The 22,054-nt window shown below is 58.5% G+C and carries 21 protein-coding genes, 5 tRNA genes and 1 pseudogene; 7 read left to right on the top strand and 20 right to left on the bottom strand.

What is annotated here, in order from left to right; genetic code table 11:
- Positions 1-59 precede the first annotated feature (59 nt).
- The 7 genes and pseudogenes from sthA to AAE029_RS28720 form a co-directional block, all read right to left on the bottom strand.
- Entirely contained in the window at positions 60-1,466 is a 1,407-nt protein-coding gene (gene sthA, locus AAE029_RS28750; RefSeq protein WP_371076322.1) for a Si-specific NAD(P)(+) transhydrogenase, read from the bottom strand.
- Between the two features lie 96 nt (positions 1,467-1,562).
- A complete protein-coding gene (locus AAE029_RS28745) occupies positions 1,563-1,811 on the bottom strand; it encodes a hypothetical protein (protein ID WP_371076321.1) in 249 nt (82 codons plus the stop codon).
- Positions 1,812-1,866: 55 nt separating this feature from the next.
- Positions 1,867-2,195 (bottom strand): annotated as a pseudogene (locus AAE029_RS28740) (glycogen/starch/alpha-glucan phosphorylase); the annotation flags it as partial.
- A 24-nt stretch (positions 2,196-2,219) separates the two neighbouring features.
- Entirely contained in the window at positions 2,220-3,056 is an 837-nt protein-coding gene (gene radC / locus AAE029_RS28735; protein WP_371076320.1) for a DNA repair protein RadC, read from the bottom strand.
- Positions 3,057-3,062: 6 nt separating this feature from the next.
- Positions 3,063-3,899 carry a type I methionyl aminopeptidase gene (gene map, locus AAE029_RS28730; protein ID WP_371076319.1) on the bottom strand — a complete coding sequence of 279 codons (837 nt, stop codon included), beginning with the start codon at positions 3,897-3,899 and terminating at the stop codon, positions 3,063-3,065.
- Positions 3,900-3,908: 9 nt separating this feature from the next.
- The gene (gene sfsA, locus AAE029_RS28725; protein WP_371076367.1) at positions 3,909-4,652 is read right to left on the bottom strand and encodes a DNA/RNA nuclease SfsA; all 744 of its coding nucleotides are present in this window, start codon (positions 4,650-4,652) and stop codon (positions 3,909-3,911) included.
- Positions 4,653-4,719: 67 nt separating this feature from the next.
- A complete protein-coding gene (locus AAE029_RS28720; RefSeq protein WP_371076366.1) occupies positions 4,720-6,504 on the bottom strand; it encodes a PHA/PHB synthase family protein in 1,785 nt (594 codons plus the stop codon).
- Positions 6,505-6,727: 223 nt separating this feature from the next.
- Here AAE029_RS28720 and AAE029_RS28715 point away from each other — a divergent pair, with 223 nt between their 5' ends.
- The 5 genes from AAE029_RS28715 to recJ all read left to right on the top strand — a co-directional run bounded on the left by AAE029_RS28715 (position 6,728) and on the right by recJ (position 12,358).
- Positions 6,728-7,147, top strand: a complete 420-nt coding sequence (locus AAE029_RS28715) for a hypothetical protein (protein WP_371076318.1) — start codon at positions 6,728-6,730, stop codon at positions 7,145-7,147.
- A 224-nt stretch (positions 7,148-7,371) separates the two neighbouring features.
- A complete protein-coding gene (locus AAE029_RS28710; protein WP_371076365.1) occupies positions 7,372-8,589 on the top strand; it encodes an LL-diaminopimelate aminotransferase in 1,218 nt (405 codons plus the stop codon).
- 53 nt (positions 8,590-8,642) lie between these two features.
- Positions 8,643-9,968 carry a homoserine dehydrogenase gene (locus tag AAE029_RS28705; protein ID WP_371076317.1) on the top strand — a complete coding sequence of 442 codons (1,326 nt, stop codon included), beginning with the start codon at positions 8,643-8,645 and terminating at the stop codon, positions 9,966-9,968.
- Between the two features lie 298 nt (positions 9,969-10,266).
- Entirely contained in the window at positions 10,267-10,473 is a 207-nt protein-coding gene (locus tag AAE029_RS28700; RefSeq protein ID WP_371076316.1) for a hypothetical protein, read from the top strand.
- Between the two features lie 82 nt (positions 10,474-10,555).
- The gene (gene recJ, locus AAE029_RS28695) at positions 10,556-12,358 is read left to right on the top strand and encodes a single-stranded-DNA-specific exonuclease RecJ (RefSeq protein WP_371076315.1); all 1,803 of its coding nucleotides are present in this window, start codon (positions 10,556-10,558) and stop codon (positions 12,356-12,358) included.
- A gap of 49 nt (positions 12,359-12,407) precedes the next feature.
- Here the strand turns inward: recJ and AAE029_RS28690 are convergent.
- The 6 genes from AAE029_RS28690 to gloA all read right to left on the bottom strand — a co-directional run bounded on the left by AAE029_RS28690 (position 12,408) and on the right by gloA (position 14,870).
- Positions 12,408-12,482 (bottom strand) — tRNA-Glu (locus tag AAE029_RS28690).
- A gap of 25 nt (positions 12,483-12,507) precedes the next feature.
- Entirely contained in the window at positions 12,508-12,666 is a 159-nt protein-coding gene (locus AAE029_RS28685; protein ID WP_371076314.1) for a hypothetical protein, read from the bottom strand.
- 64 nt (positions 12,667-12,730) lie between these two features.
- Positions 12,731-12,805, bottom strand: a tRNA-Glu gene (locus AAE029_RS28680).
- A gap of 82 nt (positions 12,806-12,887) precedes the next feature.
- Positions 12,888-12,962 (bottom strand) — tRNA-Glu (locus AAE029_RS28675).
- A gap of 220 nt (positions 12,963-13,182) precedes the next feature.
- Complete coding sequence (locus AAE029_RS28670; protein ID WP_371076313.1) at positions 13,183-14,238, bottom strand: D-Ala-D-Ala carboxypeptidase family metallohydrolase; 1,056 nt, start codon at positions 14,236-14,238, stop codon at positions 13,183-13,185.
- A 191-nt stretch (positions 14,239-14,429) separates the two neighbouring features.
- Positions 14,430-14,870 carry a lactoylglutathione lyase gene (gene gloA, locus AAE029_RS28665; protein ID WP_371076364.1) on the bottom strand — a complete coding sequence of 147 codons (441 nt, stop codon included), beginning with the start codon at positions 14,868-14,870 and terminating at the stop codon, positions 14,430-14,432.
- A gap of 194 nt (positions 14,871-15,064) precedes the next feature.
- Here gloA and AAE029_RS28660 point away from each other — a divergent pair, with 194 nt between their 5' ends.
- Positions 15,065-15,643, top strand: coding sequence for a cold-shock protein (locus AAE029_RS28660; protein ID WP_371076312.1), 579 nt, complete (start codon positions 15,065-15,067; stop codon positions 15,641-15,643).
- Between the two features lie 14 nt (positions 15,644-15,657).
- A complete protein-coding gene (locus AAE029_RS28655) occupies positions 15,658-16,128 on the top strand; it encodes a DUF192 domain-containing protein (RefSeq protein WP_371076311.1) in 471 nt (156 codons plus the stop codon).
- 764 nt (positions 16,129-16,892) lie between these two features.
- Here AAE029_RS28655 and AAE029_RS28650 read toward each other — a convergent pair.
- The 7 genes from AAE029_RS28650 to AAE029_RS28620 form a co-directional block, all read right to left on the bottom strand.
- A tRNA-Arg gene (locus tag AAE029_RS28650) sits at positions 16,893-16,969 on the bottom strand.
- Between the two features lie 64 nt (positions 16,970-17,033).
- Positions 17,034-17,339, bottom strand: a complete 306-nt coding sequence (locus tag AAE029_RS28645) for an ETC complex I subunit (RefSeq protein WP_371076310.1) — start codon at positions 17,337-17,339, stop codon at positions 17,034-17,036.
- 87 nt (positions 17,340-17,426) lie between these two features.
- A tRNA-Pro gene (locus AAE029_RS28640) sits at positions 17,427-17,503 on the bottom strand.
- A gap of 272 nt (positions 17,504-17,775) precedes the next feature.
- The gene (locus tag AAE029_RS28635; RefSeq protein ID WP_371076309.1) at positions 17,776-18,549 is read right to left on the bottom strand and encodes an amino acid ABC transporter ATP-binding protein; all 774 of its coding nucleotides are present in this window, start codon (positions 18,547-18,549) and stop codon (positions 17,776-17,778) included.
- 15 nt (positions 18,550-18,564) lie between these two features.
- A complete protein-coding gene (locus AAE029_RS28630; RefSeq protein ID WP_371076308.1) occupies positions 18,565-19,719 on the bottom strand; it encodes an amino acid ABC transporter permease in 1,155 nt (384 codons plus the stop codon).
- 1 nt (position 19,720) lies between these two features.
- A complete protein-coding gene (locus tag AAE029_RS28625) occupies positions 19,721-20,920 on the bottom strand; it encodes an amino acid ABC transporter permease (protein ID WP_371076307.1) in 1,200 nt (399 codons plus the stop codon).
- A gap of 96 nt (positions 20,921-21,016) precedes the next feature.
- Complete coding sequence (locus AAE029_RS28620) at positions 21,017-22,042, bottom strand: amino acid ABC transporter substrate-binding protein (RefSeq protein WP_371076306.1); 1,026 nt, start codon at positions 22,040-22,042, stop codon at positions 21,017-21,019.
- Positions 22,043-22,054: the final 12 nt, after the last annotated feature.

The following is a 22,054-nucleotide window of genomic DNA, read 5'->3' as shown; positions in this document are numbered from 1 at the left end:
TTCACGCGACAGGCTTTAGCCTTGCGTCTTTTCAGACGCACGGCGCGGTGCAGGATCTCTCATAGTTCCGACTTGATGTCGCCCATACGGTTCCAGGCGTCGAGCCCGGCGATCTTGTACGCTTCCGCCAGTGTCGGATAGTTGAAGGTGTTCTCGACGAAATATTCGACGGTTCCTTTGAGGTTCAGCACCGCTTGGCCGATATGCACCAGTTCGGTCGCGCCTTCGCCGACAATATGGACGCCGAGTAGGCGACGCGTCTTCAGCGAAAAGATCATCTTCAGCAAGCCGGTATCCAAGCCCATGATATGGCCGCGCGAGGTCTCGCGGAAGCGGGCGATTCCGCATTCATAGGGGATGCCCCGCTCCTTGACCTCTTCTTCGCTGAGACCGCAGGTCGAGATTTCCGGAACGGCATAGATGCCGTAGGGAAAGTATTTCTGCGGTTCCTTGGCGATGGCGCCGATCGCGACGCGCGCGGCAATGCGGCCCTGTTCCATCGAGGTCGAGGCGAGGCTTGGAAAGCCGACGACGTCGCCTGCAGCGAAGATATGCGGTACCGAGGTCTGGAAGGTTTCCGGATTGACCTTGAGTCGTCCGCGGCTATCGGCCTCCAGGCCAACGACCGGAAGATTGAGCGTATCCGTCGCCCCCATGCGCCCGGCGGCGAAGAGAACCATTTCCGCCGTGATGCGGCGCCCGTTGTCGAGAGTGACCGAGACCTTGCCGTCGGGCAATTTCTCGATCTTATCCGCCTTTTGGCCGAGGCTGAGCTTCATGTTCCGGTCGCGAAGCTGATAAGTGAAATCCTCGACGATCTCCCGGTCGATGAAATCGAGCATCGTCGCCTTCGGATCGACAACGGTCACTTGGGTGTCGAGCGCGCTGAAGATCGTCGCATATTCGATGCCGATGACCCCGGCGCCGATGACGATCATCGAACGCGGCAGTTCCTCCATCTCCAGAAGCTCGTCGCTGTCGAGGATCACCTTGCCGTCAAAGGGGATGTAATCGGGGCGGAATGGCTTCGTGCCGACGGCGAGCAGGATGCTCGTTCCGGTGACTTCGACGGTCTCTCCGTCTTCCTTGACCACCTGCAGCGTGGTTGGATTGATGAAGCTGGCTTTTCCGCGCACGCTTTGCACGCGATTACGGGCAAACTGATGTTCGAGCACCTCGACCTCGTGGTCGAGCGTGATAAGCAGACGCCGGCGCAGATCTTCCGCGCTGATCTCCTGCTTGACGCGATAGGCCTGGCCGTAAAAGCCGCGCTCCCGCCAGCCGGAAAGGTTCAGCGCGGTTTCACGCAGGGTCTTCGACGGAATTGTCCCCGTATGGACAGAAACCCCGCCAACGCGCTTTCCCTGTTCGATGACGAGGACCTTCTTGCCGAGCTTGGCGGCCTGGATTGCGCCTCGGCGTCCTGCCGGCCCACTGCCTACAACCACGAGATCGTACTGGTGCATTGAAAGAGTTCCGATGAGTCAATTGGAATCGATGTTGCGACGCGGCAAATGTCGCGCGGGAACAGGTAGCGGGTCAATGTTACAGTTTGTTTTCCGTCAGAATATGGATGGTACAGTTACGATCACTGCGACTGCAAGTATCCATGGAATCAATCCAATCCATCCCGCCATTGAAACTTGGCAGAGCAGGGCGCCGTCTGGGGCGCGTTTGAATCCGAACCAGCTGAAGCCGACCTCGGTGGAGGATATGCGTTCCACACGCATCTTTCCAAAAGTGACGAGGGGCAACACGATCCTTGCCGTCGTATAGCCGATCATCTCAAGAATAAGATCGAGTACGATCATCTACCTGTTCCGTACTATGTTGCTGGTTAAGGACGACGAGCCGTGCGATTTTTTTCTATGGCACGGGACAGGGCATGACATTCCAGATCTCGTTGGCATATTCGGCGATGGTGCGATTGCTGGAAAACTTGCCAGAGCTGGCGATGTTGAGGACTACCTTTCGGGTCCATGCCTGAGGATTGTCATAGAGTGATTGAAGGCGCAGGCCGCCTCGAGATACGAGGTGAGATCCGCCAGATGCATGTATGTGTCACCGCCATCAAGGAGTACGTTGCGCAGTGCATCGACAATAGCAGGCTCGTTACGAGAGAAATGACCGGACAAGATCAGGTCGATAACCGCGCGCGTCTCCGGCTCGTTCTCATAGTGCCACCAGGGACTGTACCAGCCGCGGCTCGTGGCGCTACTTCACATCAGCCGCAGGCTCTTGAAGCTCGCATGACCGTCCTTGCCGATGATGATGTGGTCGTGGACGACAATGCCGAGCGGCTTTGCCGTGGAGATGATCGTCTGCGTCATGTCGATGTCGGCGCGCGAGGGCGATGGATCGCCGGAAGGATGGTTGTGCACCAGAATGATGGCCGTCGCCGAAAGCTCGAGTGCGCGCTTGACCACTTCGCGCGGATAGACAGGCGTGTGATCGACCGTACCATATCCCTGGACCTCGTCTGCGATCAGTGCGTTGCGCTTGTCGAGGAAAAGAATACGGAATTGCTCCCGGGCTTCATGGGCCATCGCCGCATGGCAATAAGCGATCACCGACGACCAGGAGGAAAGAACCTGTTTGCCTCTGATCTCGCTTTTCAGCATGCGCTGGGCGACGGATGAAATCAGCTTGAGATCGACGGCGACGGATTCGCCGACGCCTTTGACCTCCTGAAGCAGCGCTGGCGGCGCGCCGAAGACGCCCCCAAGCGTTCCGAAGCGGTCGATCAGGGCCTTGGCGATCGGTTTTGTATCACGCCGCGGAATGAGGCGAAAAAGAAGGAGCTCGAGGATTTCGTAGTCCGCGAGCGCCGTATCGCCATTGTCGCGGAACCGTTGGCGCAGGCGTTCGCGATGGCCGTGATAGTGAGCCTCCGGGTTGAGCTGCGCGGATTTGCGCGGCGCGCCCGCCTTTGCAGCTATTACGGGGAAAAGAAGCCTCTCGTCGATCGGCGCGCCATCATCGCGTTCCGCTGCGTCAACCTCTCCCTTTAATGAAGATTCTTCATTGTCCAAGTGAGGGGCGGGACTCTTCGCCATGGATCGTCACCGGTCGAGTGATGGCAGACCGGGGCGATCAAGCCCTGCCGGCGACAAGGTGAAGATTTCGCAGCCCGTCGCCGTTACCCCGACCGTATGCTCGTACTGCGCTGAAAGGGACCGGTCCCTGGTCACTGCCGTCCAGCCGTCACCCAGAACCTTCACATGCGGCCGCCCGAGATTGATCATCGGTTCGATCGTGAAGATCATGCCCTCGCGCAGTTCCGGCCCCTCGTTCGCGCGGCCGTAATGCAGGATGTTGGGGGAGTCATGGAAAAGCCTGCCAACGCCGTGACCGCAGAAGTCGCGGACGACGGAGCAGCGTTCTGCCTCCGCATATGTCTGGATCGCCTCGCCGATCGCGCCCGTGCGCGCCCCCGGATGAACGGCCGCGATGCCGCGCATGAGCGATTCATAGGTCACTTCCAGGAGTCTTTCGGCGGAACGCTTGACGCTTCCGACCGGATACATCCGGCTGGAATCGCCGTGCCAGCCGTCGAGCACGTAGGTCACGTCGATATTGACGATGTCGCCTTCCCGCAGCGGCTTGTCATTGGGAATTCCATGGCAGACGACATGATTGATCGACGTGCAAGTCGATTTCGTATAGCCACGATAGTTCAGCGTGGCGGGATAGGCTCCGTGGTCCATGCCGAACTCGAAGACGAAACGATCGATGACGTCGGTTGGCACGCCGGGCTTTACGACGGAAGCGAGCTCGTCCAGGCACCGCGCCGTCAACTGACAGGCCTTGCGCATTCCCTCGAAGTCATCCGCTCCGTAAAGCCTTATGGCGCCGGTATTCTTCAGGGGAGCGGAAGATGCTTCGATATAATTCACCATGGATCAGCCTTAAGCGGGGATTGTCTTGTCTGTAGATAATATAGCTATGCCGGGTTCTTCCATCGGGATCAATGCACATGGCGCTATTTCGTCCGGCGAGATGGTACATGTCAGGGCAAAAGCCTCCACGCCGCGACCGATCGCCCGTTTGAAGGCTGCCGCATAGAAAGGGTCGAGATCATCGCATATCCGGAAGTACCGGCAATCGCTCCGCTGAACGACAAACAGCATGATCGCGCGGTGGCCGGCTTCCGCCATGTCGCCCAGTTCTTCCAGGTGCTTGGCGCCCCGCGCCGTTACCGTGTCGGGAAATTCCGCAAGCCCGGCTTGGCGCATGAAGTGAACGTTCTTGACCTCCACGTAGGCGGTCTTTTTCAGTGGATCTTCGAGCAGCAGGTCGATGCGCGAGTTGCGTCCGTACCTCTGTTCCCGTCGCACCGTTGCATAATGCGCAAGGTCGGCGACGTGTCCGGCCGCGATTGCCTCTGCCGCGATGCGGTTCGGCATGGCCGTGTTCACACCGACCGTCGTGCCATCGGCCTCCACAAGTTCCAGCACGTGCCGATATTTCCGCTTTTGACTGTCATGAGTGGAGAGCCATATCCGCGAGCCCGGTGTCGTCAGGCCGCGCATCGATCCGGTGTTGGGACATGAGCCGGTTATGGTTTCGCCGCTCTCCAGTTGGGCGTCGAACAGGAAGCGTTTGTAGCGGGCAATCAGCCGGGCAGGGACAAGGGGTGTCTCGAATATCATTGGTAGCTTGTCGTGTTTTTCGATTTGCTGGGCAAGCGTGTTGATGCCTGACGCCTGTTCAAGGCGGTCAGGCACGCTCCATCACGAAGGAGCCCGGCGCTTCCTCGAGGGCATTGAGCGCGTTGCCGCCGGGAATACGACTCGGCACACGTTTGTTGCTATGGGCCTCGATCCACGCATGCCAATGCGGCCACCACGAGCCCGCAGTCTCCGTGGCACCGACAAGCCATTGATCGTAATCGCCCTTCGCCGGCCCCCCTGTCCAGAACTGGTATTTGTGTCTGTCCGGTGGATTGACGACGCCGGCAATATGGCCCGAGCCTGTCACCACGAATTCGACCGGCCCGCCGAAGAAGCTGCTGCCGAGAAAGACCGATTTCGCTGGCGCGATATGATCCTCGCGGGTCGCGAGATTGTAGATCGGGATCTTGATGTTCTTGAGCGAGATCGTCTTGCCGTCAAGCACCATCTGCCCCCGGCTCAGCGTGTTGTTGAGATAGCAGTTGCGCAGATAGAAGGAGTGATTGGCAGCTGCCATCCGCGTCGAATCGGCGTTCCAATAGAGCAGGTCGAAGGGCAGGGGCTCCTGTCCCTTCAGGTAGTTGTTGACGAAATAGGGCCAGATGAGTTCGGAAGCGCGCAGCATGTTGAAGGCGGAGGCCATCTTCGAGCCGTCGAGATAGCCGAAGGCGTTCATCTGCTCTTCGAGCGGAACAAGCTGGTCTTCATCGACAAACACCTTCAGATCGCCCGCATAGGTGAAATCCACCTGTGCGGTAAACAGCGTGGCGGTTCGGATGCGTTTGTTCTTTTCCTGGGCGTGAAGAGCGAGCGTCGCCGCAAGCAGCGTCCCGCCGATGCAGTAGCCGATGGCATTGACCTCTTTCTCGCCGGTCGCCTTCTCTATCGTTTCGAGCGCGAAGTCGATGCCTTCCCGCGCATAGGCGGTCCAGTCCTTTTTAGAATGACGTGCGTCCGGGTTGACCCAGGATATCACGAAGACGGTATGGCCCTGGTCCACACACCATTTGATGAAGGATTTCTGCGGATTGAGGTCGAGAATGTAGAATTTGTTGATCCACGGTGGACAAATCAGCAACGGACGTTTGAGGACCGTTTCCGTCGCTGCTTCATATTGAAGGATCTGGCAAATGTCGTTCTGTGCGATCACCTTGCCCGGTGTCATTGCGAGGTTTTTGCCGATCGCAAATTTCGTCATGTCCGTCTGGCGCAGGCGCAGATCGCCACCGCCGGCAGCTATATCCTCGGCAAGCATCTTCATGCCGCGAACGAGATTTTCTCCGCTCGTCGCTACGGTCTCCCGGTAGAGCTGAGGATTGGTCATGACGAAATTCGCCGGCGAAAGGGCCGCCGTGATCTGCTTCACGTAGAAGGATGCCTTGTGCTTCGTGTGCTCGTCCAGCCCCTCGGTATCGGTCACGAGTTTTTCGGCCCAGTCCGTGGTTACGAGATAGGCCTGCCGCAGAAAATCAAAAAAGGGATTCTTTTGCCAATCCTCGTCGGCGAAGCGCTTGTCAGCCTTCTGATCTGCAGCCTCATCTGCGGCGGCATTTTCGCCGCTCATCTTCTGCATGGTCCGCATCCAGATGCCGAAATAGCTGGAAAGCAGATGCGTCTGAGCTTCGAACGTGCGGCGTGGGTCGGAAATCCAGTATTCCGTGACTTTCGAGAGTGTCTTGACCATGTCGGTCATGGGGTCGGCGGTCGTGTCCACGATCTCGCCGCGTTCGCGCGGACCGATCCATGCGGAAGCAGCCTTGCCCAGATTCTCGAGAGCACGGGCGAAATTCATCGCCAGCTTCTCGGGATCCTTGACGAGGTAGGGCTCCATCGATGCGGGATCAAAACCGGCATGCTTGTTTCTGCCGGGATCCTTGCCCTCCTGCTTGGCGTCGGTCAATGCGATTTCCTCCGGCGGCAGCACTCTTTTGTTTTCTGTTTGTACATCCTGCCCGAAAGAGAATACAAGTTCCAGAGAAGCTTGAGGGTGCTATTGCTTTGACGCTGCGACAAATTTAACAGTCGTAGCGCGGGGCGAATATGGAAGTCAGGGCATGGAAATGAACGGCGACAACAGGATCGGAAGAATCAACCGGTGCGCGATGGCCTGTGCCGCCTTGGCGCTCGTGCTGACGGGATGCGCAATGACACCGCAGGAGAAGGCGGCTGCCGCGGCGCGGCGCGCGGCGCCGACGGCCGTTGTCATGACGCAACAGAATGCTGCCGCCACTTCCGTGCAGGAGGGGCTGCCGAAGTCGCGTGACGGCTATCCGACATTTGGAGGTTCTCTCACGGCTGCGAACGTGCAGATGAGCGATGAGCAGGCCGCCGATCAGCAGCACCAGCTGACCAGTTTGACGGCGGCGCGCCACGCGGGCACGATTTCCGAGGCCGAGTATCAACGGCGCATGGAAGAGATGCGTCGCCTTGCTACACAGCATGGGCCCGACACGCTCTCCGAAATCTCCAGATAGGCCTTGCGTTTCGGGGGATTTGGACGCAAAGCGTTCTGATAAATCTCAAGGAATGAATATTTCTCTGGTCTGAGACGTAAACTGCGGCGATTCGCCAAAGATTCACCGCATCGCTTCGGACAGATGATCACGGCACCGCGATTTTGGAGTTCGTGTCGCGGCTGACCGAAGACGGAGCGAACTTCATCATGGTCGAAATGACCGCCTATTCCACGGGGAATGAGATGGAAGAGTTTCACAAAGTCCGGCGTTTGCCGCCCTATGTTTTCGAACAGGTCAACCGTTTGAAAGCAAGCGCGCGAGCGGGCGGGGCCGATATCATCGATCTCGGCATGGGAAACCCTGACCTTCCTACCCCGAAGGCGATCGTGGACAAGCTCTGCGAAGTCGTTCAGGATCCGCGCACGCACCGCTATTCCTCTTCGAAGGGCATTCCGGGACTGCGCCGAGCGCAGGCCGCCTATTATGCCCGCCGTTTCGGGGTCAAACTCAATCCCGAGACGCAGGTCGTCGCAACGCTTGGCTCTAAGGAAGGCTTCGCCAACATGGCGCAGGCGATCACGGCGCCGGGCGATGTCGTGCTTTGCCCGAATCCGACCTATCCGATCCACGCCTTCGGCTTCCTGATGGCCGGCGGCGTCATCCGTTCGATCCCGGTCGAGCCGGACGAGAACTTCTTTCCGCCGCTCGAGCGCGCCGTCAAGCATTCGATCCCGAAGCCGCTGGCGCTGATCCTGAACTACCCGTCCAATCCGACCGCCTATGTGGCGACGCTGGATTTCTACAAGGACGTCATCGCCTTCGCCAAGAAGCATGACATCATCGTGCTCTCGGATCTTGCCTATTCCGAGATCTATTTCGATGATTTTCCGCCGCCGTCGGTGCTTGAAGTGCCGGGCGCCATCGATGTCACGGTCGAGTTCACTTCGATGTCGAAGACCTTTTCCATGCCCGGCTGGCGCATGGGCTTTGCCGTCGGCAACGAGCGGCTGATTGCGGCCTTGACGCGGGTCAAGTCCTATCTCGATTACGGCGCGTTTACGCCGATCCAGGTCGCCGCCACCCACGCGCTGAACGGTGACGGCTCGGATATTGCCGAGGTCCGCAACGTCTACAAGCGCCGCCGCGATGTGCTGGTTGAGAGCTTCGGCAAGGCCGGCTTTGACGTGCCGCCGCCGGCAGCGACGATGTTTGCCTGGGCGAAGATCCCGGAAAAGTTCCGCCACCTCGGCTCGCTGGAGTTTTCCAAGCTCCTCGTGGAGAAGGCCGATATCGCGGTCGCGCCGGGTATCGGCTTCGGCGAGCAGGGTGACGACTACGTTCGCATCGCGCTCGTCGAGAACGAGCATCGGATCCGTCAGGCGGCGCGCAACCTCAAGCGCTTTCTCTCCACGGCGGAGCAGACGATGCACAACGTGATTTCACTGAACGCCCACCGCTGATAATTCGCGGCAGCCGACCACGGCTGCCGTTCTCAAACACTCAGGATTGTTTCATGACAGATGCCCTCAGAATCGGCATTGCGGGTTTGGGCACCGTTGGTGCATCGCTTGTCCGCATCATCCAGCAACGCAGCGACGAACTCACCGCCACCTGCGGCCGTCCGGTCAAAATCGTTGCCGTTTCGGCGCGCGACCGCAACAAGGATCGCAGCATCGACTTGACGGGCATCGAATGGTTCGGCGGGCCGGTCGACCTGGCCCATGGAGCTGATATCGACGTGTTCGTCGAGCTCATGGGCGGGGCCGAGGGGGCTGCCAATGCATCGGTGCGCGCAGCACTCGCCCGTGGCCTTCACGTAGTCACCGCAAACAAGGCGCTGCTTGCCTATCATGGCGTGGAACTTGCCCAGATTGCCGAGGAAAAGGGCTCGCTTCTCAACTTCGAAGCGGCCGTCGCCGGTGGTATTCCCGTCATCAAGGCGCTTCGCGAATCGCTGACGGGCAACACGGTCTCGCGTGTCTACGGCATCATGAACGGCACCTGCAATTATATCCTGACGCGGATGGAGAAGGAGGGGCTCTCCTTCGCCGACTGCCTGAAGGAGGCGCAGCGCCTCGGCTACGCCGAAGCCGATCCGACCTTTGACATTGAGGGTAACGATACGGCCCACAAGCTCGCAATCCTGACGACGCTCGCCTTCGGAAACCAGATCGCTGCCGATGACATCTATCTGGAAGGCATTAGCAATATCTCGATCGACGATATTCACGCGGCCGCTGATCTCGGCTACCGCATCAAGCTTCTGGGCGTTGCCCAGCGCACCGAGACCGGTATCGAACAGCGGGTCCATCCGACCATGGTGCCGCTCGAATCCGTAATCGCGCAGGTGGACGGCGTCACGAACGCCGTGGCGATTGAATCAGATGTGCTGGGCGAACTCCTGATGGTCGGTCCGGGCGCGGGCGGCAATGCCACGGCGTCCGCTGTCCTTGGTGATATTGCCGATATCGCCAAGAGCCGGCCGGGAGCGCAACGCGTGCCGGTGCTTGGCCATCCTGCTGCCGCGCTGAAGCCATACAAGAAGGCGCAGATCCAGAGCCACGAAGGCGGCTATTTCATTCGTCTGACGGTTCTCGACCGCACCGGTGTTTTTGCCAATGTCGCAAGCCACATGGCCGAGAACAATATCTCGCTTGAATCCATCGTGCAGCGTTCGAAGCAGCACCTTGCACCTTCGCATCACCAGACGATCATTCTGGTGACACATGCGACGATGGAGGATTCTGTCCGCAAGGCGGTCGCTGCCATCGCGACGGAGGGCTACCTCGTCGGCGAACCGCAGGTCATTCGCATAGAACGGCCGAAAGAGGAATCCTGATCCGGCACATATTCCAGAAACGGATCGATCTTTACAAAGGTCTTGTGCAAAATCGGGAAAGCATGCAGCGCAGACATAACCCGTCTTGGTTACTCAAGGCGGGTTTTTCGTGTCTGAATTACCCCTAAAATATTATATGAACAAATTCGAAAATACAGTTATGTTGTGCGAAAGGGACCAGACGGGCCCCTGGAGCATCCGGTGTTCAAGTAGACGTTTGAACACGGAAAGATGCTCTAGAATTAAATAGTTAGAGCGTCCTTCGTTAGAACGCATGGCGCTCTAGGAGCCGAGCGTGATGAACACTGTATTCGGACACAGCCATGCTGAAAAGGACTATGATAGTCGCGTAAACGGGGTTGCCGAGCGGCTTCGCGAGCTTGACGAGGCACTTGAGGGCGAACTGCGGGAAGACCGCAATTGGGCGGTGTTTCTGGTGTTTCTTTCGATCGCCTTCGCTCAGATAATCGGTGTCGGCCTCCTTGTCTGGGCATTACTTGGGTAAAACCTCCATTTTCTGAATCTGCCGCTTTGCTATTTGCGCCGCTTCTGTAGAAAAAGAAGACGAAGAAGGGCGGACTCGCGGCATGGCAGACATGATCGATCCCGTTCAGCGGGCGTTCCTCGGCGTGGAAAAATCGACGCTTGGCAATCGATGGATCTCCCGACTGGATCAGGCCGGGCAGAACCGGGCGCTTGCCATGTCGCAGATCCATGGGTTGCCTGATCTTATTTCCCGTGTTCTGGCGGGCCGCGGCGTTTCGGTCGACGATGCCCAGGCCTTTCTCGATCCGACCATCCGTAGCCTGATGCCCGATCCCCATACGCTGACGGATTGCGAGAAGGCGGCAAGGCGCCTCGCCCGTGCGATCGGAAGCGGCGAGAAAGTCGCCATTTTCGGCGATTACGATGTCGACGGCGCGGCCTCTTCTGCACTTCTTTATCGCTTTCTGACGCATTTCGGCGTCAAGGCCAACATCTACATTCCGGATCGCATATTCGAGGGCTACGGCCCGAACCCGGCGGCTATCAACCAGCTCATCGACAACGGCGCCCAGCTGATCGTTACGGTAGATTGCGGCTCGACGAGCCACGAATCGATCGCTGCCGCCAACGGCCGTAACATCGATGTCGTCGTCATCGACCACCATCAGGTCGCTCACGAGCTGCCGTCCGCCCACGCGCTGGTCAATCCGAACCGGGAAGACGATCTGTCAGGGCAGGGACATCTCTGCGCGGCCGGTGTCGTTCTACTGGTCCTGGTCGCCACCTTGCGGTTGCTGCGCGAAACGGGGAACAGGCGTGCCTCGACGATCGATCTCCTCGCCTGGCTCGATATCGTGGCCCTGGCGACCGTTTGCGACGTCGTCCCGCTCAAGGGGTTGAACCGAGCCTATGTGGTCAAGGGGCTGATCGCGGCGCGCCATATGGGCAATGCCGGTCTTGCCGCGCTGTTCCGCAAGGCGGGAATTGGAGGTCCTGTCACCCCCTATCACTTCGGTTTCCTCATCGGCCCGCGCATCAATGCCGGCGGACGCATCGGCGATGCGGCGCTCGGCAGCCGCCTTCTGACGCTCGATGATCCGGCAGAGGCCGAGGCGATAGCAGAGCGTCTGGACGAGTTGAACCGTGAGCGTCAGGCGATGGAGGCGGCCATGCTTCAGGAAGCCGAGGCAGAAGCGCTTGCCGAATACGGCAACGGCGAGGGAGCTTCGGTTATCGTTACGGCGCGAGAGAACTGGCATCCCGGCATCGTTGGTCTGATTGCGGCGCGGTTGAAGGAGAAGTTTCGGCGCCCTGCCTTCGCGATCGCATTCGATCCCTCCGGCAAAGGCACCGGATCCGGTCGTTCGATCAACGGCTTCGACATGGGTCGCATGGTGCGGGCTGCGGTCGACGAGGGGCTCCTGGTCAAGGGCGGAGGTCACGCCATGGCCGCAGGCCTCACGGTCGAACGCGCCAATCTCGGCAAGCTTAGGACCTTTTTTGCTGAGAAGGCAGAAAAGGCGGTCATGGCGCTCACCGCCAACGAAGTACTGAAGATAGATGGCGCCGTCGGCGCAAGCGGCGCCACCATCGACTTTGTCGACCGGCTTGAAACCGCTGGGCCCTATGGATCGGGGCACGCGCAGCCGATTTTTGCGATTCCGTCTCACCGTCTGCGGGATTCCAGAATGGTCGGGCAATCCCACGTGAAGATCACCCTGGAGGCCCAGGATGGAGCCAGATTGGACGGAATCGCCTTCCGTGCCGCCGAGACGCCGCTTGGCAATCTCCTGCTGAATTCCAGAGGCGCGCAGCTCCACGTCGCCGGCTGCCTCAATACCGATCACTGGCAAGGCGCACGGCGGGTGCAGCTGCGTGTCATGGATGCAGCCGCAACGCGATAATCCGCTCGAAGCGGTTGCATTAACTTTGTCGGCGGTACGGGTCAGAAGGTGGCACGCCCTAGGGGAGTCGAACCCCTCTTTACAGAATGAAAATCTGTCGTCCTAACCGATAGACGAAGGGCGCGTGCCGTGTGGTGGCGCCCTTATAGTCAGGCCTTTTGGTTGCCGCAAGCGGCAAAACGAGAAAAAATGTCGTCGTGCCACACATTTTCTTCGGCGACTGTGGAAAAGCAGCCTTGCGGATCACGCCCTCGCCTTGTTCCCTGAAAATAAAGAACAATCACCTTCGGGTACATGCGCAGTTTCATGGATGATGGAGCGTTCCTGTCGAACGCGTAGCGCTCCACGCATGATGCGAGGGGATGAAGCCGGTGGTACGCCCTAGGGGAATCGAACCCCTCTTTACAGAATGAGAATCTGTTGTCCTAACCGATAGACGAAGGGCGCATCCGGCAAACGCTTAGATAGGATAAGCACGAACATCCCACAAGCCATCTAACATTATGACGCAAGATCCGAAGAAAGGAAATGGCACGCCCTAGGGGAGTCGAACCCCTCTTTACAGAATGAAAATCTGTCGTCCTAACCGATAGACGAAGGGCGCGTGCCGTGTGGTGGCGCCCTTATAGTCAGGCGATTGGGATCTCGCAAGCGCGAAAGATGATTTTTTTTCAAAAAAATGACAGAAAACGACAGCCGACGTTGCAACGCGGATTGGTGAGGAGAATCAATGAGCTGCTGAACATTCATCAGAGTCGGGCCGGCGCATTGCGCGAGAGCACATGAGCGCGCGGCGACACGGGCGCTCACATCTCGTTCATTTCTCAAATACCCTGTTCGGCGGTCTCAGACGCACCAGGACCCCGGCAAGCCCAGTTCCAGTCGCGCTGCGAACCGGTATCGAGATGAACCGATTCCGTATGGCAATAGGTTCCAACACCACCGCGACCGGGCAGGCTGCGTAGATAGGAGGCAAGTTCCCATTTGGACACGCCTTCCACTTTCAGATCGGCCGCATCGCACGACTTGTGAAGAGATTCGTCCGCGCCGCCAACGAGGCGATTATGGCTTGGGTCACGATAACCGGACGTGACAACGACCGGGCGGCCGAAATGGTTCTCAGCGCTCTTGATCATCCTGACGAGATCCGGCTGGAAGCAGCCGACCTGTATTGTGTCGTTCTGAACGTGCAATCCGTTCGGTGCCGTCCGCGTCAGGCCGGGAAGGGCGACCTTGTGCAGGAGGTTAAGCAGGCCATTTGCAGCAGGGACCCTTGGTGCGCTGTACAAGACATTGCGAGTCGCGCCCTGGAGGCTGGCTGATCGCATGGTTGCAGGCTGGGTTTCGGCCTGCGACCGCGACTGAGGGATACGTTTCTGCAATGTCTGGTCGGGCGTCGTGACATCGGCATCGCTTTGGGATTGCGGCGGAGCGGATGGTGTCGCTGGTGCGCTGAAGACGCTCGCCCGAGCAGGGCTGATTCCAGGACCCGGCGCATAGGCGGTCGCATCCCCAGCGGCCGGCTGGGCAGGCATTGCCGAATTCGGGACCGAGTAGATGCTCAATGTATGTGCGTTTATCGCGGTTGGCTGCAGCGCCAGCCCGCCGATATTGGCCGGTGCGCCCGTTGCCGAGCCCGGCAACGGGGAAGGGGCGGAGGCGGCGGCCTGTGTGTTCGGCCGAGATGCTGCGTCGGCCGACACGTTCCTGACGAGCGGATCGCGATAGGCCTTGTTTCGGGAAGGTGTTGAAGGGACCGCGGCGTCGGCTGTCTGTTGCTCCGACGGCGTGTCGGACGATGCCGTCGCACCGGCTGCCGCGATGGGCTTGGTTGCCGTAACGCAGCCCGGCAGGACCAGCAAAGAAGCGGCGACCAGCATTGTGGCCGCCGAGGGCATTCGTTTTGGCAAGTTCTCCAACGACCGGTCTCCGACAATTCTGATCGCACCGGATTCATATCAGATGCTACGAGTCAGCCGTCATTGTCGTCATGAGACCGTGCGCGGCAAGTGCGCAGAAACCCGAGAGCCGGAAATTCGCAAATGCCGCAAGCTTCGGAAAAGCCTCGATTTTACCAGCTGCCGGTATTCGGCATCGAGGTCCATGGTTCGGCCGGCGGAAGACTGGAGCCTTTCTGAAGAAGCTCGATCGAAATACCGTCGGGCGAGCGGACGAAAGCCATGTTACCGTCCCGCGGCGGGCGGTTAATGGTGATGCCATTGTCCATCAGATGCTGACAAATGGCGTATATGTCATCAACCTCATAGGCGAGGTGACCAAAATTGCGTCCGCCTGTATAATCTTCTGTGTCCCAGTTGTAGGTGAGCTCGAGGCAGGGTGATTTTTTGTTGGTTGCAGCGTCGAGATCTTCGTTAGCCGCCAGGAAGACCAGTGTGAACCGGCCCTTCTCGTTTTCATGGCGGCGGATTTCCTTGAGGCCGAACAGGGTTGTGTAAAAATGGAGCGAGGCGTCCAGATCTTTCACTCGAACCATGGTGTGCAGGTAACGCATTCTGTTTCCTTCCAATGTTGCCTTCTCGGGGTTATGTGCGCAGACGTCAGCTTCAGGCAAGTCAACGCGCTAAAATCTAGAGCTGGGAATAATCGAAAACTAGGACTTGCGCTTTTGCGTTACCAAGATGTTAATCTTGATTTCAAGAATCAGTTAACCGTAACAGTGTGACGCGTAATCAAGGGGCTGGCGAAATGGCTGACAGGATTTCATCAAAGGAGTTTACCGACCTTGACGAGCTGTCGGGCGATGCTGTCGACCTTATAGAAATTACCGGCGTGGTAAAGTGGTTCGACGTTGCCAAGGGTTTTGGCTTCATCGTACCGGATAACGGCATGCAGGATGTACTGCTGCACGTGACCTGCCTGCGCCGGGACGGCTACCAGACGATTCTGGAAGGCACGAGGATTGTCGCCCTCGTCCAGCGGCGCGAGCGCGGCTATCAGGCCTTCAAGATCCTTTCCATGGATCAGTCGACGGCTATCCATCCTTCGCAGCTTCCGCCGGTACGCACCCATGTGCAGGTCACGCCGACGAGCGGGCTGGAGCGGGCACTTGTGAAATGGTTCAACCGCACGAAGGGCTTCGGCTTCCTGACGCGCGGCGAGGGAACAGAGGATATTTTTGTCCACATGGAGACGCTGCGTCGGTTCGGCCTGACCGAACTGCGGCCAGGACAGGTGGTTCTGGTGCGCTTCGGCACTGGTGAAAAGGGATTGATGGCGGCGGAGGTTCACCCCGATGTTCCGAGCCCGGCGAGCCGGTCCCACTGATACGGAGAGTTGAGATGCTCACCATCGTCAAAAGCGCCCTCATGGCGCTTTTTTTCTTTGCCGCGCCAGCCCTGGCGCAGGAAACAATGAAGTTCGACACGGCCCCGCTTGCGGTTCGGACGGCCAGCGGAAAGACGCTTGAATTCACGGTGGAGATTGCCGCCACGGCCGATCAACGGGCGCAGGGATTGATGTTCCGCAAGACCATGGCGCCCGATCGCGGCATGATCTTCGACTTTGGCAATCCACGGCCGGTCATGATGTGGATGAAGAACACACCGCTGCCCTTGGACATGCTGTTCATCGATGCAGGTGGAACCATCCGCCATATCAAGAAAAACGCCGAGCCGTTTTCGGAGGCGATCATTGATTCGCAAGGCGACGTGAAGTTCGTCGTCGAATTGAATGGGGGCACGGCAGCCAAGCTCGGCATTGCACCGGGTGACCGGGTCGACAGCCCGGCAATGCGAAGAGCGGCTCAATAGACAACCAGTCTGGGCGCATTGCGAATACGTCCTGAAGGTCCCCAAAGTTCATTTCCTTTTTCTCCGGAGATCCCTTCGTAGGGAGGCAGCCGGCCGCTGCGTTGGCTGGGCGGAACGACCGAGCTACCCCACCGCCCGCTGGGGTGAGCGAAACGGCCATATCTTTCTGAAGCGTTAACGGGATGCGCTCCATTTGAATGATCGGAGAGGGATAACAGTAGGTTAATATCCACTGTATATGTCCCGGTTTGCGGCATTTCCGGCCAGCCTTCGTTCACGACCGGTTGCTTTGGGAAGTCGGGCATAACGACAAGAGGACATGGGCCGTGCTTTAAAGCATCGCCTCATAGGAATCTGGGATCGGGAGAGAACAGCACGCCCCGCCTTGTGGCGGGGCATATAGGGGACTGAGGCCTAAAACAGGCATTCAGTTGCAATTTGCTGCATCCCCTCCGGACGTGCGTGATGCCGAGTTGTCGGTTTGACCCTGACAATTACTTGTCTGGCCGCGCTGGTTGCCCGTCGGGTCCGATGAGTTGTTTTCTTGAGCGAGGGCACCGCCTGCTACGAGACCAAGCGCGAGAAGGGATGCCGTAAGGATGCGTGTGAACATGGCATTGCTCCTGTATGGTTGACATGTGGGGCAAACTGCAACCGCGCGGATTTGTTCCAATGCTCACGCCGCCTGTAGGAGGCCTGCAGACGGTTTACCGATGTCTTAGGTACGTTCCGTTACCTATGTGTCCGGTCGGACCATAGAAGGATGGCGACCCCTGCAGGATTCGAACCTGCGACCACCTGCTTAGAAGGCAGGTGCTCTATCCAGCTGAGCTAAGGGGCCTTATTGTCGATTCGCGCCGTTTCCAATTGTCTTCAGCAAGCGTGACGGGCAGATGACCGCTCCGTCAGTGTGTCCAGGGCTGCATGCGGTTGAAACGGAAATTGTCCGAGTAGGACACGTTCTGCCGGATTGGCTCCTTTGGCGCGATGACACGATACTCGATGCCGTTGCGCTGCGCGTAAGCTTCTGCCTGCTCCTGGGTCTCGAAGGTCAGCTTCACCTGCTGGCGGGTGTCAGCCGATGAAGTATACCCCATGATCGGATCGATCTTCCGCGGTATTTCCTGGTCGAATTCCAGAACCCAGAGGTGAGTCTTTGCCTTGCCGGACTGCATGGCGGTCTTGGCGGGACGATAGATCTTGGCAGACATAGCCTGAACCTGCTCCAAAATAGAGGCGAAAGCGTCCTTTCGCCTATCAAAACTGCTCTCCCGCGTGCACCTCTTCACGAGGAAGAATGGTCGGAGTGGAGAGATTCGAACTCCCGACCCTCTGGTCCCAAACCAGATGCGCTACCAGACTGCGCTACACTCCGAGCCAACAACGGTGCGGGGATACACCAAGTCATACTCGCCCTGCAACTCCTAAAATTGCGTTTCCTCACTGGATTTTCGCCCGCTTGCGGCTTCGAAGGCGACCGAATTCGGCCGGACGGACAGCGAGCGGCGGTTACGCCATCTCGGACGCGGTGGCCGTTGGAGGAATGCAGGGTAATAATGCCATCAGCAGATGCTGATGGCGTGCAGGGGATGGGGCGAAAGAAGCCTTTAACGCTCGCGACAGAGGCCTCGTCGGCGCCGGCGCGACTTAGTGCAGGATCTGGCTCAGGAAAAGCTTGGTGCGCTCGTGCTGCGGATTGTCGAAGAATTCCGCCGGCGAGTTCTGCTCGACGATCTGGCCCTGGTCCATGAAGATCACCCGGTTGGCGACCTGGCGGGCAAAGCCCATTTCATGGGTCACACAAAGCATCGTCATGCCTTCCTCGGCAAGACCGACCATCGTGTCCAGCACTTCCTTGATCATCTCCGGGTCGAGCGCCGATGTCGGCTCGTCGAAGAGCATGATCTTCGGGTTCATGCATAACGAGCGGGCGATAGCCACGCGCTGCTGCTGACCGCCGGAAAGCTGGCCGGGATACTTGTTGGCCTGCTCCGGAATCTTCACGCGCTTCAGGAAATGCATGGCGATTTCCTCGGCCTGCTTTTTAGGCATCTTGCGCACCCAGATCGGCGCCAATGTGCAGTTTTCGAGGATCGTCAGATGCGGGAAAAGGTTGAAGTGCTGGAACACCATACCGACTTCGCGCCGGACTTCATCGATCTTCTTGAGATCATTCGTCAGTTCCACCCCATCGACGACGATGCGGCCCTTCTGGTGCTCTTCGAGGCGGTTGATGCAGCGGATCATCGTCGACTTGCCCGAACCCGAGGGGCCGGCGATGACGATGCGCTCGCCGCGCATGACCTTGAGATTGATGTCGCGCAGCACGTGGAAATCGCCGTACCACTTGTTCATGTTGATGATATCCACTGCCACATCAGTCGCGGAAATGGTCATTTTCTTGGGGTTTACGTCAGCCATGCTCATTTCCCATTTTTATCGTTTGTGGCCAGTGTCGAGGTGGCGTTCCATGAAGTTCGAATAGCGTGACATCCCGAAGCAGAACAGCCAAAAAACGAAGCCTGCGAAGATCAGGCCGGTGATAGGCGTCACGGGGCTCGCCCAGTTCGCGTCGGTGAAGTTCTGCCTTACGATGCCAAGCAGATCGTACATGCTGATAATCGAGACCAGCGAGGTATCCTTGAACATTCCGATGAAGGTGTTGACGATGCTGGGGATCACCAGCTTGATGGCCTGCGGCAGAACGATCAGCCGCATTTTCTGCCAATAGCTGAGGCCAAGCGAATCGGCGCCTTCGAATTGTCCCCTTGGAATCGCCTGGAGGCCGCCGCGGATAACTTCGGCCATATAGGCGGAGGCGAAGATCGAGACACCGACAAGCGCGCGCAGGAGCTTGTCCACCGTCCAGCCGGTCGGCAGGAAGAGCGGCAGCATGACGCTTGCCATGAACAGCACTGTGATCAGCGGAATGCCGCGAATGAATTCGATGAATATAATGCAGAAGGTGCGGATCACCGGCATGTTGGATCGTCGTCCGAGCGCCAGCAGAATGCCGATCGGAAGCGAGACGACGATGCCGAAGAAGGACAGGATCAGCGTCACCATCAACCCGCCCCAGAGCGGAGTCTCGACGATCTGCAGGCCGAATCCGCCGTAAAGCAGAAAGAAAGAGACGAATGGCAGCACGAGAAAGAGCAGAATTGCGTTGAGCGACTTCCTCGGCACCGATGGTATGAGCATCGGAACGAGCAGGGCGACGAACATGATGGCGACCATGATCGGCCGCCAGCGCTCGTCGGGTGGATAGCGTCCGAACATGAATTGATCGAACTTCGCATTGACAAAGGCCCAGCAGGCTCCGCTCCAACCGTCAGGCTGCGTTCCGCCTTGCGCTCTCGTGGCGCAAAAGCTGCGGTCCGTTCCGCTCCAGACGGCTTTTACGAAAAGCCAGTCGATGAGATGTGTCAGGCTCCAGACGATGAAGACGGTGGCGAGCAAGGTCAGCACGACATCCTGCGGAGTGGCCAGAAGATTGGCTCGAACCCAATGGAGGGCGCCTTTCTCGCTGGCCGGAGGGGGCTCCGGTGCGAGCATGGCGGTTCTGACGAAATTCCTTTCTGCGACCGACATCTTATCTCTCCACCAGGGCCATCTTGGCGTTGAACCAGTTCATGAACAGCGAGGTAACGAGGCTGATGACGAGGTAGATGATCATTGTGATCGAGATGACCTCTATCGCCTTGCCGGTCTGGTTGAGAATTGTGCTGCCAACCGCAAATATGTCGGCGTAGCCAACGGCGATTGCGAGCGACGAGTTCTTGGTGAGATTGAGATACTGGCTCGTAAGCGGCGGGATGATGATGCGCAGCGCCTGCGGTATGACCACCAGCCGCGTGATGCGGGAGGGGTGCAGGCCGAGTGCCCCGGCTGCTTCCGTTTGCCCCTTTGGAACGCCTCGGATGCCGCCGCGCACGATCTCGGCGATGAAGGATGCGGTATAGAAGGAGAGCGCCAGGAAAAGCGACATGAATTCGGGGCCGATGACCGACCCGCCGGTGAGGTTGAATTTGCCCTCCACCGGATAGTCGAAAGTGATCGGCAGGCCGGCGAGAAGGAAAGCGAGAATCGGCAGGCCGATGATAACAGCAATCCCGGTCCATATAGTCGGAAACGCCTTACCGGTCAGCGCCTGACGTTTGGATGACCAGCGCGCAAGCAGGATGACGGCGATGATTGCAACGACGAATGCGACGAGCACCGCCCACATGCCGGCGCCGAAAATCGGGCGTGGAAAAGCGAGACCGCGATTGTTGAGAAACATGCTGAAAGGCAGGTGCACAGAATCGCGTGGCTGCGGCAGAACGGACAGAACGCCCAGATACCAGAAGAAGATGACGAGCAGCGGCGGAATGTTCCGGAACACCTCGACGTAGACGGTGCAAAGCTTGGCGATCAGCCAATTGTGTGAAAGCCGCCCAATCCCCACGATAAAGCCAATGATGGTCGCAGCGATAATACCCGTAATCGCGACGAAAAGTGTATTGACGATTCCAACGAGGAAGGCGCTTCCGTAGGTTGAATCACTGGAATAGGGAATCAGCGACTGGGCGATATTGAAACCCGCCCTCCCGCTGATGAAATTGTAACCCAGACTCTGATTGGCAATGGCAAGATGTGCAGCCGTATTGCTGCCGACCCACCATATGAAGGCCACGAGAAGTACGATCGTCAGAATTTGGTAGAAGATGCCGCGGACTTGCGGGTCATAGGCAAGGGAGCGCAAGCTCCAGCCGGCTTCGGGCGCAGTTGTGGCGGTGGCCTCTTGTGTCATGCGTAGCCCATTTCCCCTTGTCGCCCATTTTGGGCTTGTTCTTGTATTGGCCGGAAAGGCGGCAGTGCCGCCTTTCCGCAGGTATGGCTGAGTGTCTCAGCGGATCGGCGGCGCGTACTGGATGCCTCCCTTGTTCCAGAGTGCGTTCAAGCCGCGGGAGATTTTCAAGGGGCTGCTCTGGCCGAGATTGCGCTCGAAAACTTCACCGTAATTGCCGACGGCCTTGACGATATTATAGGCCCACTCGTTCGTCAGACCAAGATCGGTACCGATCGTTGACTTCGCCTCGGTGCCGAGGAAGCGCTTTATGTCCGGATTGGTCGAGTTCTTCATCTCGTCGACATTGGCCTGCGTGATGCCGAATTCCTCGGCGTTGATGAGCGCGAAGGCGGTCCAGGTCACAACGTTGAACCACTGGTCGTCACCTTGGCGGACCACCGGGCCAAGGGGCTCCTTCGAGATGATTTCCGGCAGGATCATGTGTTCGTCAGGATTTTTCAGCGTGAGACGCAACGAATACAGGCCCGATTGGTCGGTGGTGTAGACGTCGCAGCGGCCCGACTCATAGGCAGCATTCACCTCTTCCAGCTTTTCGAAGACGACGGGATTATACTGAAGGTTGTTCGCCTTGAAATAATCCGCCAGGTTGAGCTCCGTCGTCGTGCCGGCCTGAACGCAAATTGCCGCGCCGGAAAGCTCGAGCGCCGACTTCACATTCAGGCTCTTGCGAACCATGAAGCCCTGGCCGTCGAAGTAATTGACCGCCCGGAAGAGGAGCGGGTGAGCCGTGTCGCGATTGATGGTCCAGGTCGTATTGCGGATGAGAACGTCGATTTCGCGCGACTCCAGCGCCGGAAGGCGGTTGGTGGCGTTGAGACCGGTAAATTTCACCTTGGTTGCGTCGCCGAAGATCGCAGCGGCGACTGCCTTGCAGTAGTCGACGTCAAAACCGGCCCAGTTGCCGGAGGCATCAGGCTGCGCAAAACCCAGAAGTCCGGTGTTTACGCCGCACTGGAGGAATCCCTTTGCTTTGACATCTTCGAGCGTGGTCGCCGAAGCGGCCGATGCGCCCAGAGCAAACATTGCTGCACCGATTGCGGCCGACAGAAGCGTGTTCTTCATTTTTTTCCCAAT

The organism is Sinorhizobium sp. CB7 (genome assembly GCF_041357635.1).
Classification (GTDB): domain Bacteria; phylum Pseudomonadota; class Alphaproteobacteria; order Rhizobiales; family Rhizobiaceae; genus Rhizobium.
This window is presented reverse-complemented; position numbering and strand designations above follow the sequence as displayed.

What these genes read in the sequence shown, in the direction of transcription:
- AAE029_RS28710 (WP_371076365.1), top strand. Translation starts at nt 7,372, where the DNA reads ATGGAAGAGTTTCACAAAGTCCGGCGTTTGCCGCCCTATGTTTTCGAA.
- AAE029_RS28655 (WP_371076311.1), top strand. Translation starts at nt 15,658, where the DNA reads ATGCTCACCATCGTCAAAAGCGCCCTCATGGCGCTTTTTTTCTTTGCC.
- recJ (WP_371076315.1), top strand. Translation starts at nt 10,556, where the DNA reads ATGGCAGACATGATCGATCCCGTTCAGCGGGCGTTCCTCGGCGTGGAA.
- AAE029_RS28620 (WP_371076306.1), bottom strand. Translation starts at nt 22,042, where the DNA reads ATGAAGAACACGCTTCTGTCGGCCGCAATCGGTGCAGCAATGTTTGCT.
- AAE029_RS28645 (WP_371076310.1), bottom strand. Translation starts at nt 17,339, where the DNA reads ATGTCTGCCAAGATCTATCGTCCCGCCAAGACCGCCATGCAGTCCGGC.
- AAE029_RS28630 (WP_371076308.1), bottom strand. Translation starts at nt 19,719, where the DNA reads ATGTCGGTCGCAGAAAGGAATTTCGTCAGAACCGCCATGCTCGCACCG.
- sthA (WP_371076322.1), bottom strand. Translation starts at nt 1,466, where the DNA reads ATGCACCAGTACGATCTCGTGGTTGTAGGCAGTGGGCCGGCAGGACGC.
- AAE029_RS28745 (WP_371076321.1), bottom strand. Translation starts at nt 1,811, where the DNA reads ATGATCGTACTCGATCTTATTCTTGAGATGATCGGCTATACGACGGCA.
- AAE029_RS28715 (WP_371076318.1), top strand. Translation starts at nt 6,728, where the DNA reads ATGGAAATGAACGGCGACAACAGGATCGGAAGAATCAACCGGTGCGCG.
- AAE029_RS28685 (WP_371076314.1), bottom strand. Translation starts at nt 12,666, where the DNA reads ATGAAACTGCGCATGTACCCGAAGGTGATTGTTCTTTATTTTCAGGGA.
- AAE029_RS28660 (WP_371076312.1), top strand. Translation starts at nt 15,065, where the DNA reads ATGGCTGACAGGATTTCATCAAAGGAGTTTACCGACCTTGACGAGCTG.
- AAE029_RS28635 (WP_371076309.1), bottom strand. Translation starts at nt 18,549, where the DNA reads ATGGCTGACGTAAACCCCAAGAAAATGACCATTTCCGCGACTGATGTG.
- gloA (WP_371076364.1), bottom strand. Translation starts at nt 14,870, where the DNA reads ATGCGTTACCTGCACACCATGGTTCGAGTGAAAGATCTGGACGCCTCG.
- sfsA (WP_371076367.1), bottom strand. Translation starts at nt 4,652, where the DNA reads ATGATATTCGAGACACCCCTTGTCCCTGCCCGGCTGATTGCCCGCTAC.
- map (WP_371076319.1), bottom strand. Translation starts at nt 3,899, where the DNA reads ATGGTGAATTATATCGAAGCATCTTCCGCTCCCCTGAAGAATACCGGC.
- AAE029_RS28625 (WP_371076307.1), bottom strand. Translation starts at nt 20,920, where the DNA reads ATGACACAAGAGGCCACCGCCACAACTGCGCCCGAAGCCGGCTGGAGC.
- AAE029_RS28700 (WP_371076316.1), top strand. Translation starts at nt 10,267, where the DNA reads ATGAACACTGTATTCGGACACAGCCATGCTGAAAAGGACTATGATAGT.
- AAE029_RS28705 (WP_371076317.1), top strand. Translation starts at nt 8,643, where the DNA reads ATGACAGATGCCCTCAGAATCGGCATTGCGGGTTTGGGCACCGTTGGT.
- radC (WP_371076320.1), bottom strand. Translation starts at nt 3,056, where the DNA reads ATGGCGAAGAGTCCCGCCCCTCACTTGGACAATGAAGAATCTTCATTA.
- AAE029_RS28670 (WP_371076313.1), bottom strand. Translation starts at nt 14,238, where the DNA reads ATGCTGGTCGCCGCTTCTTTGCTGGTCCTGCCGGGCTGCGTTACGGCA.
- AAE029_RS28720 (WP_371076366.1), bottom strand. Translation starts at nt 6,504, where the DNA reads ATGGAGCCCTACCTCGTCAAGGATCCCGAGAAGCTGGCGATGAATTTC.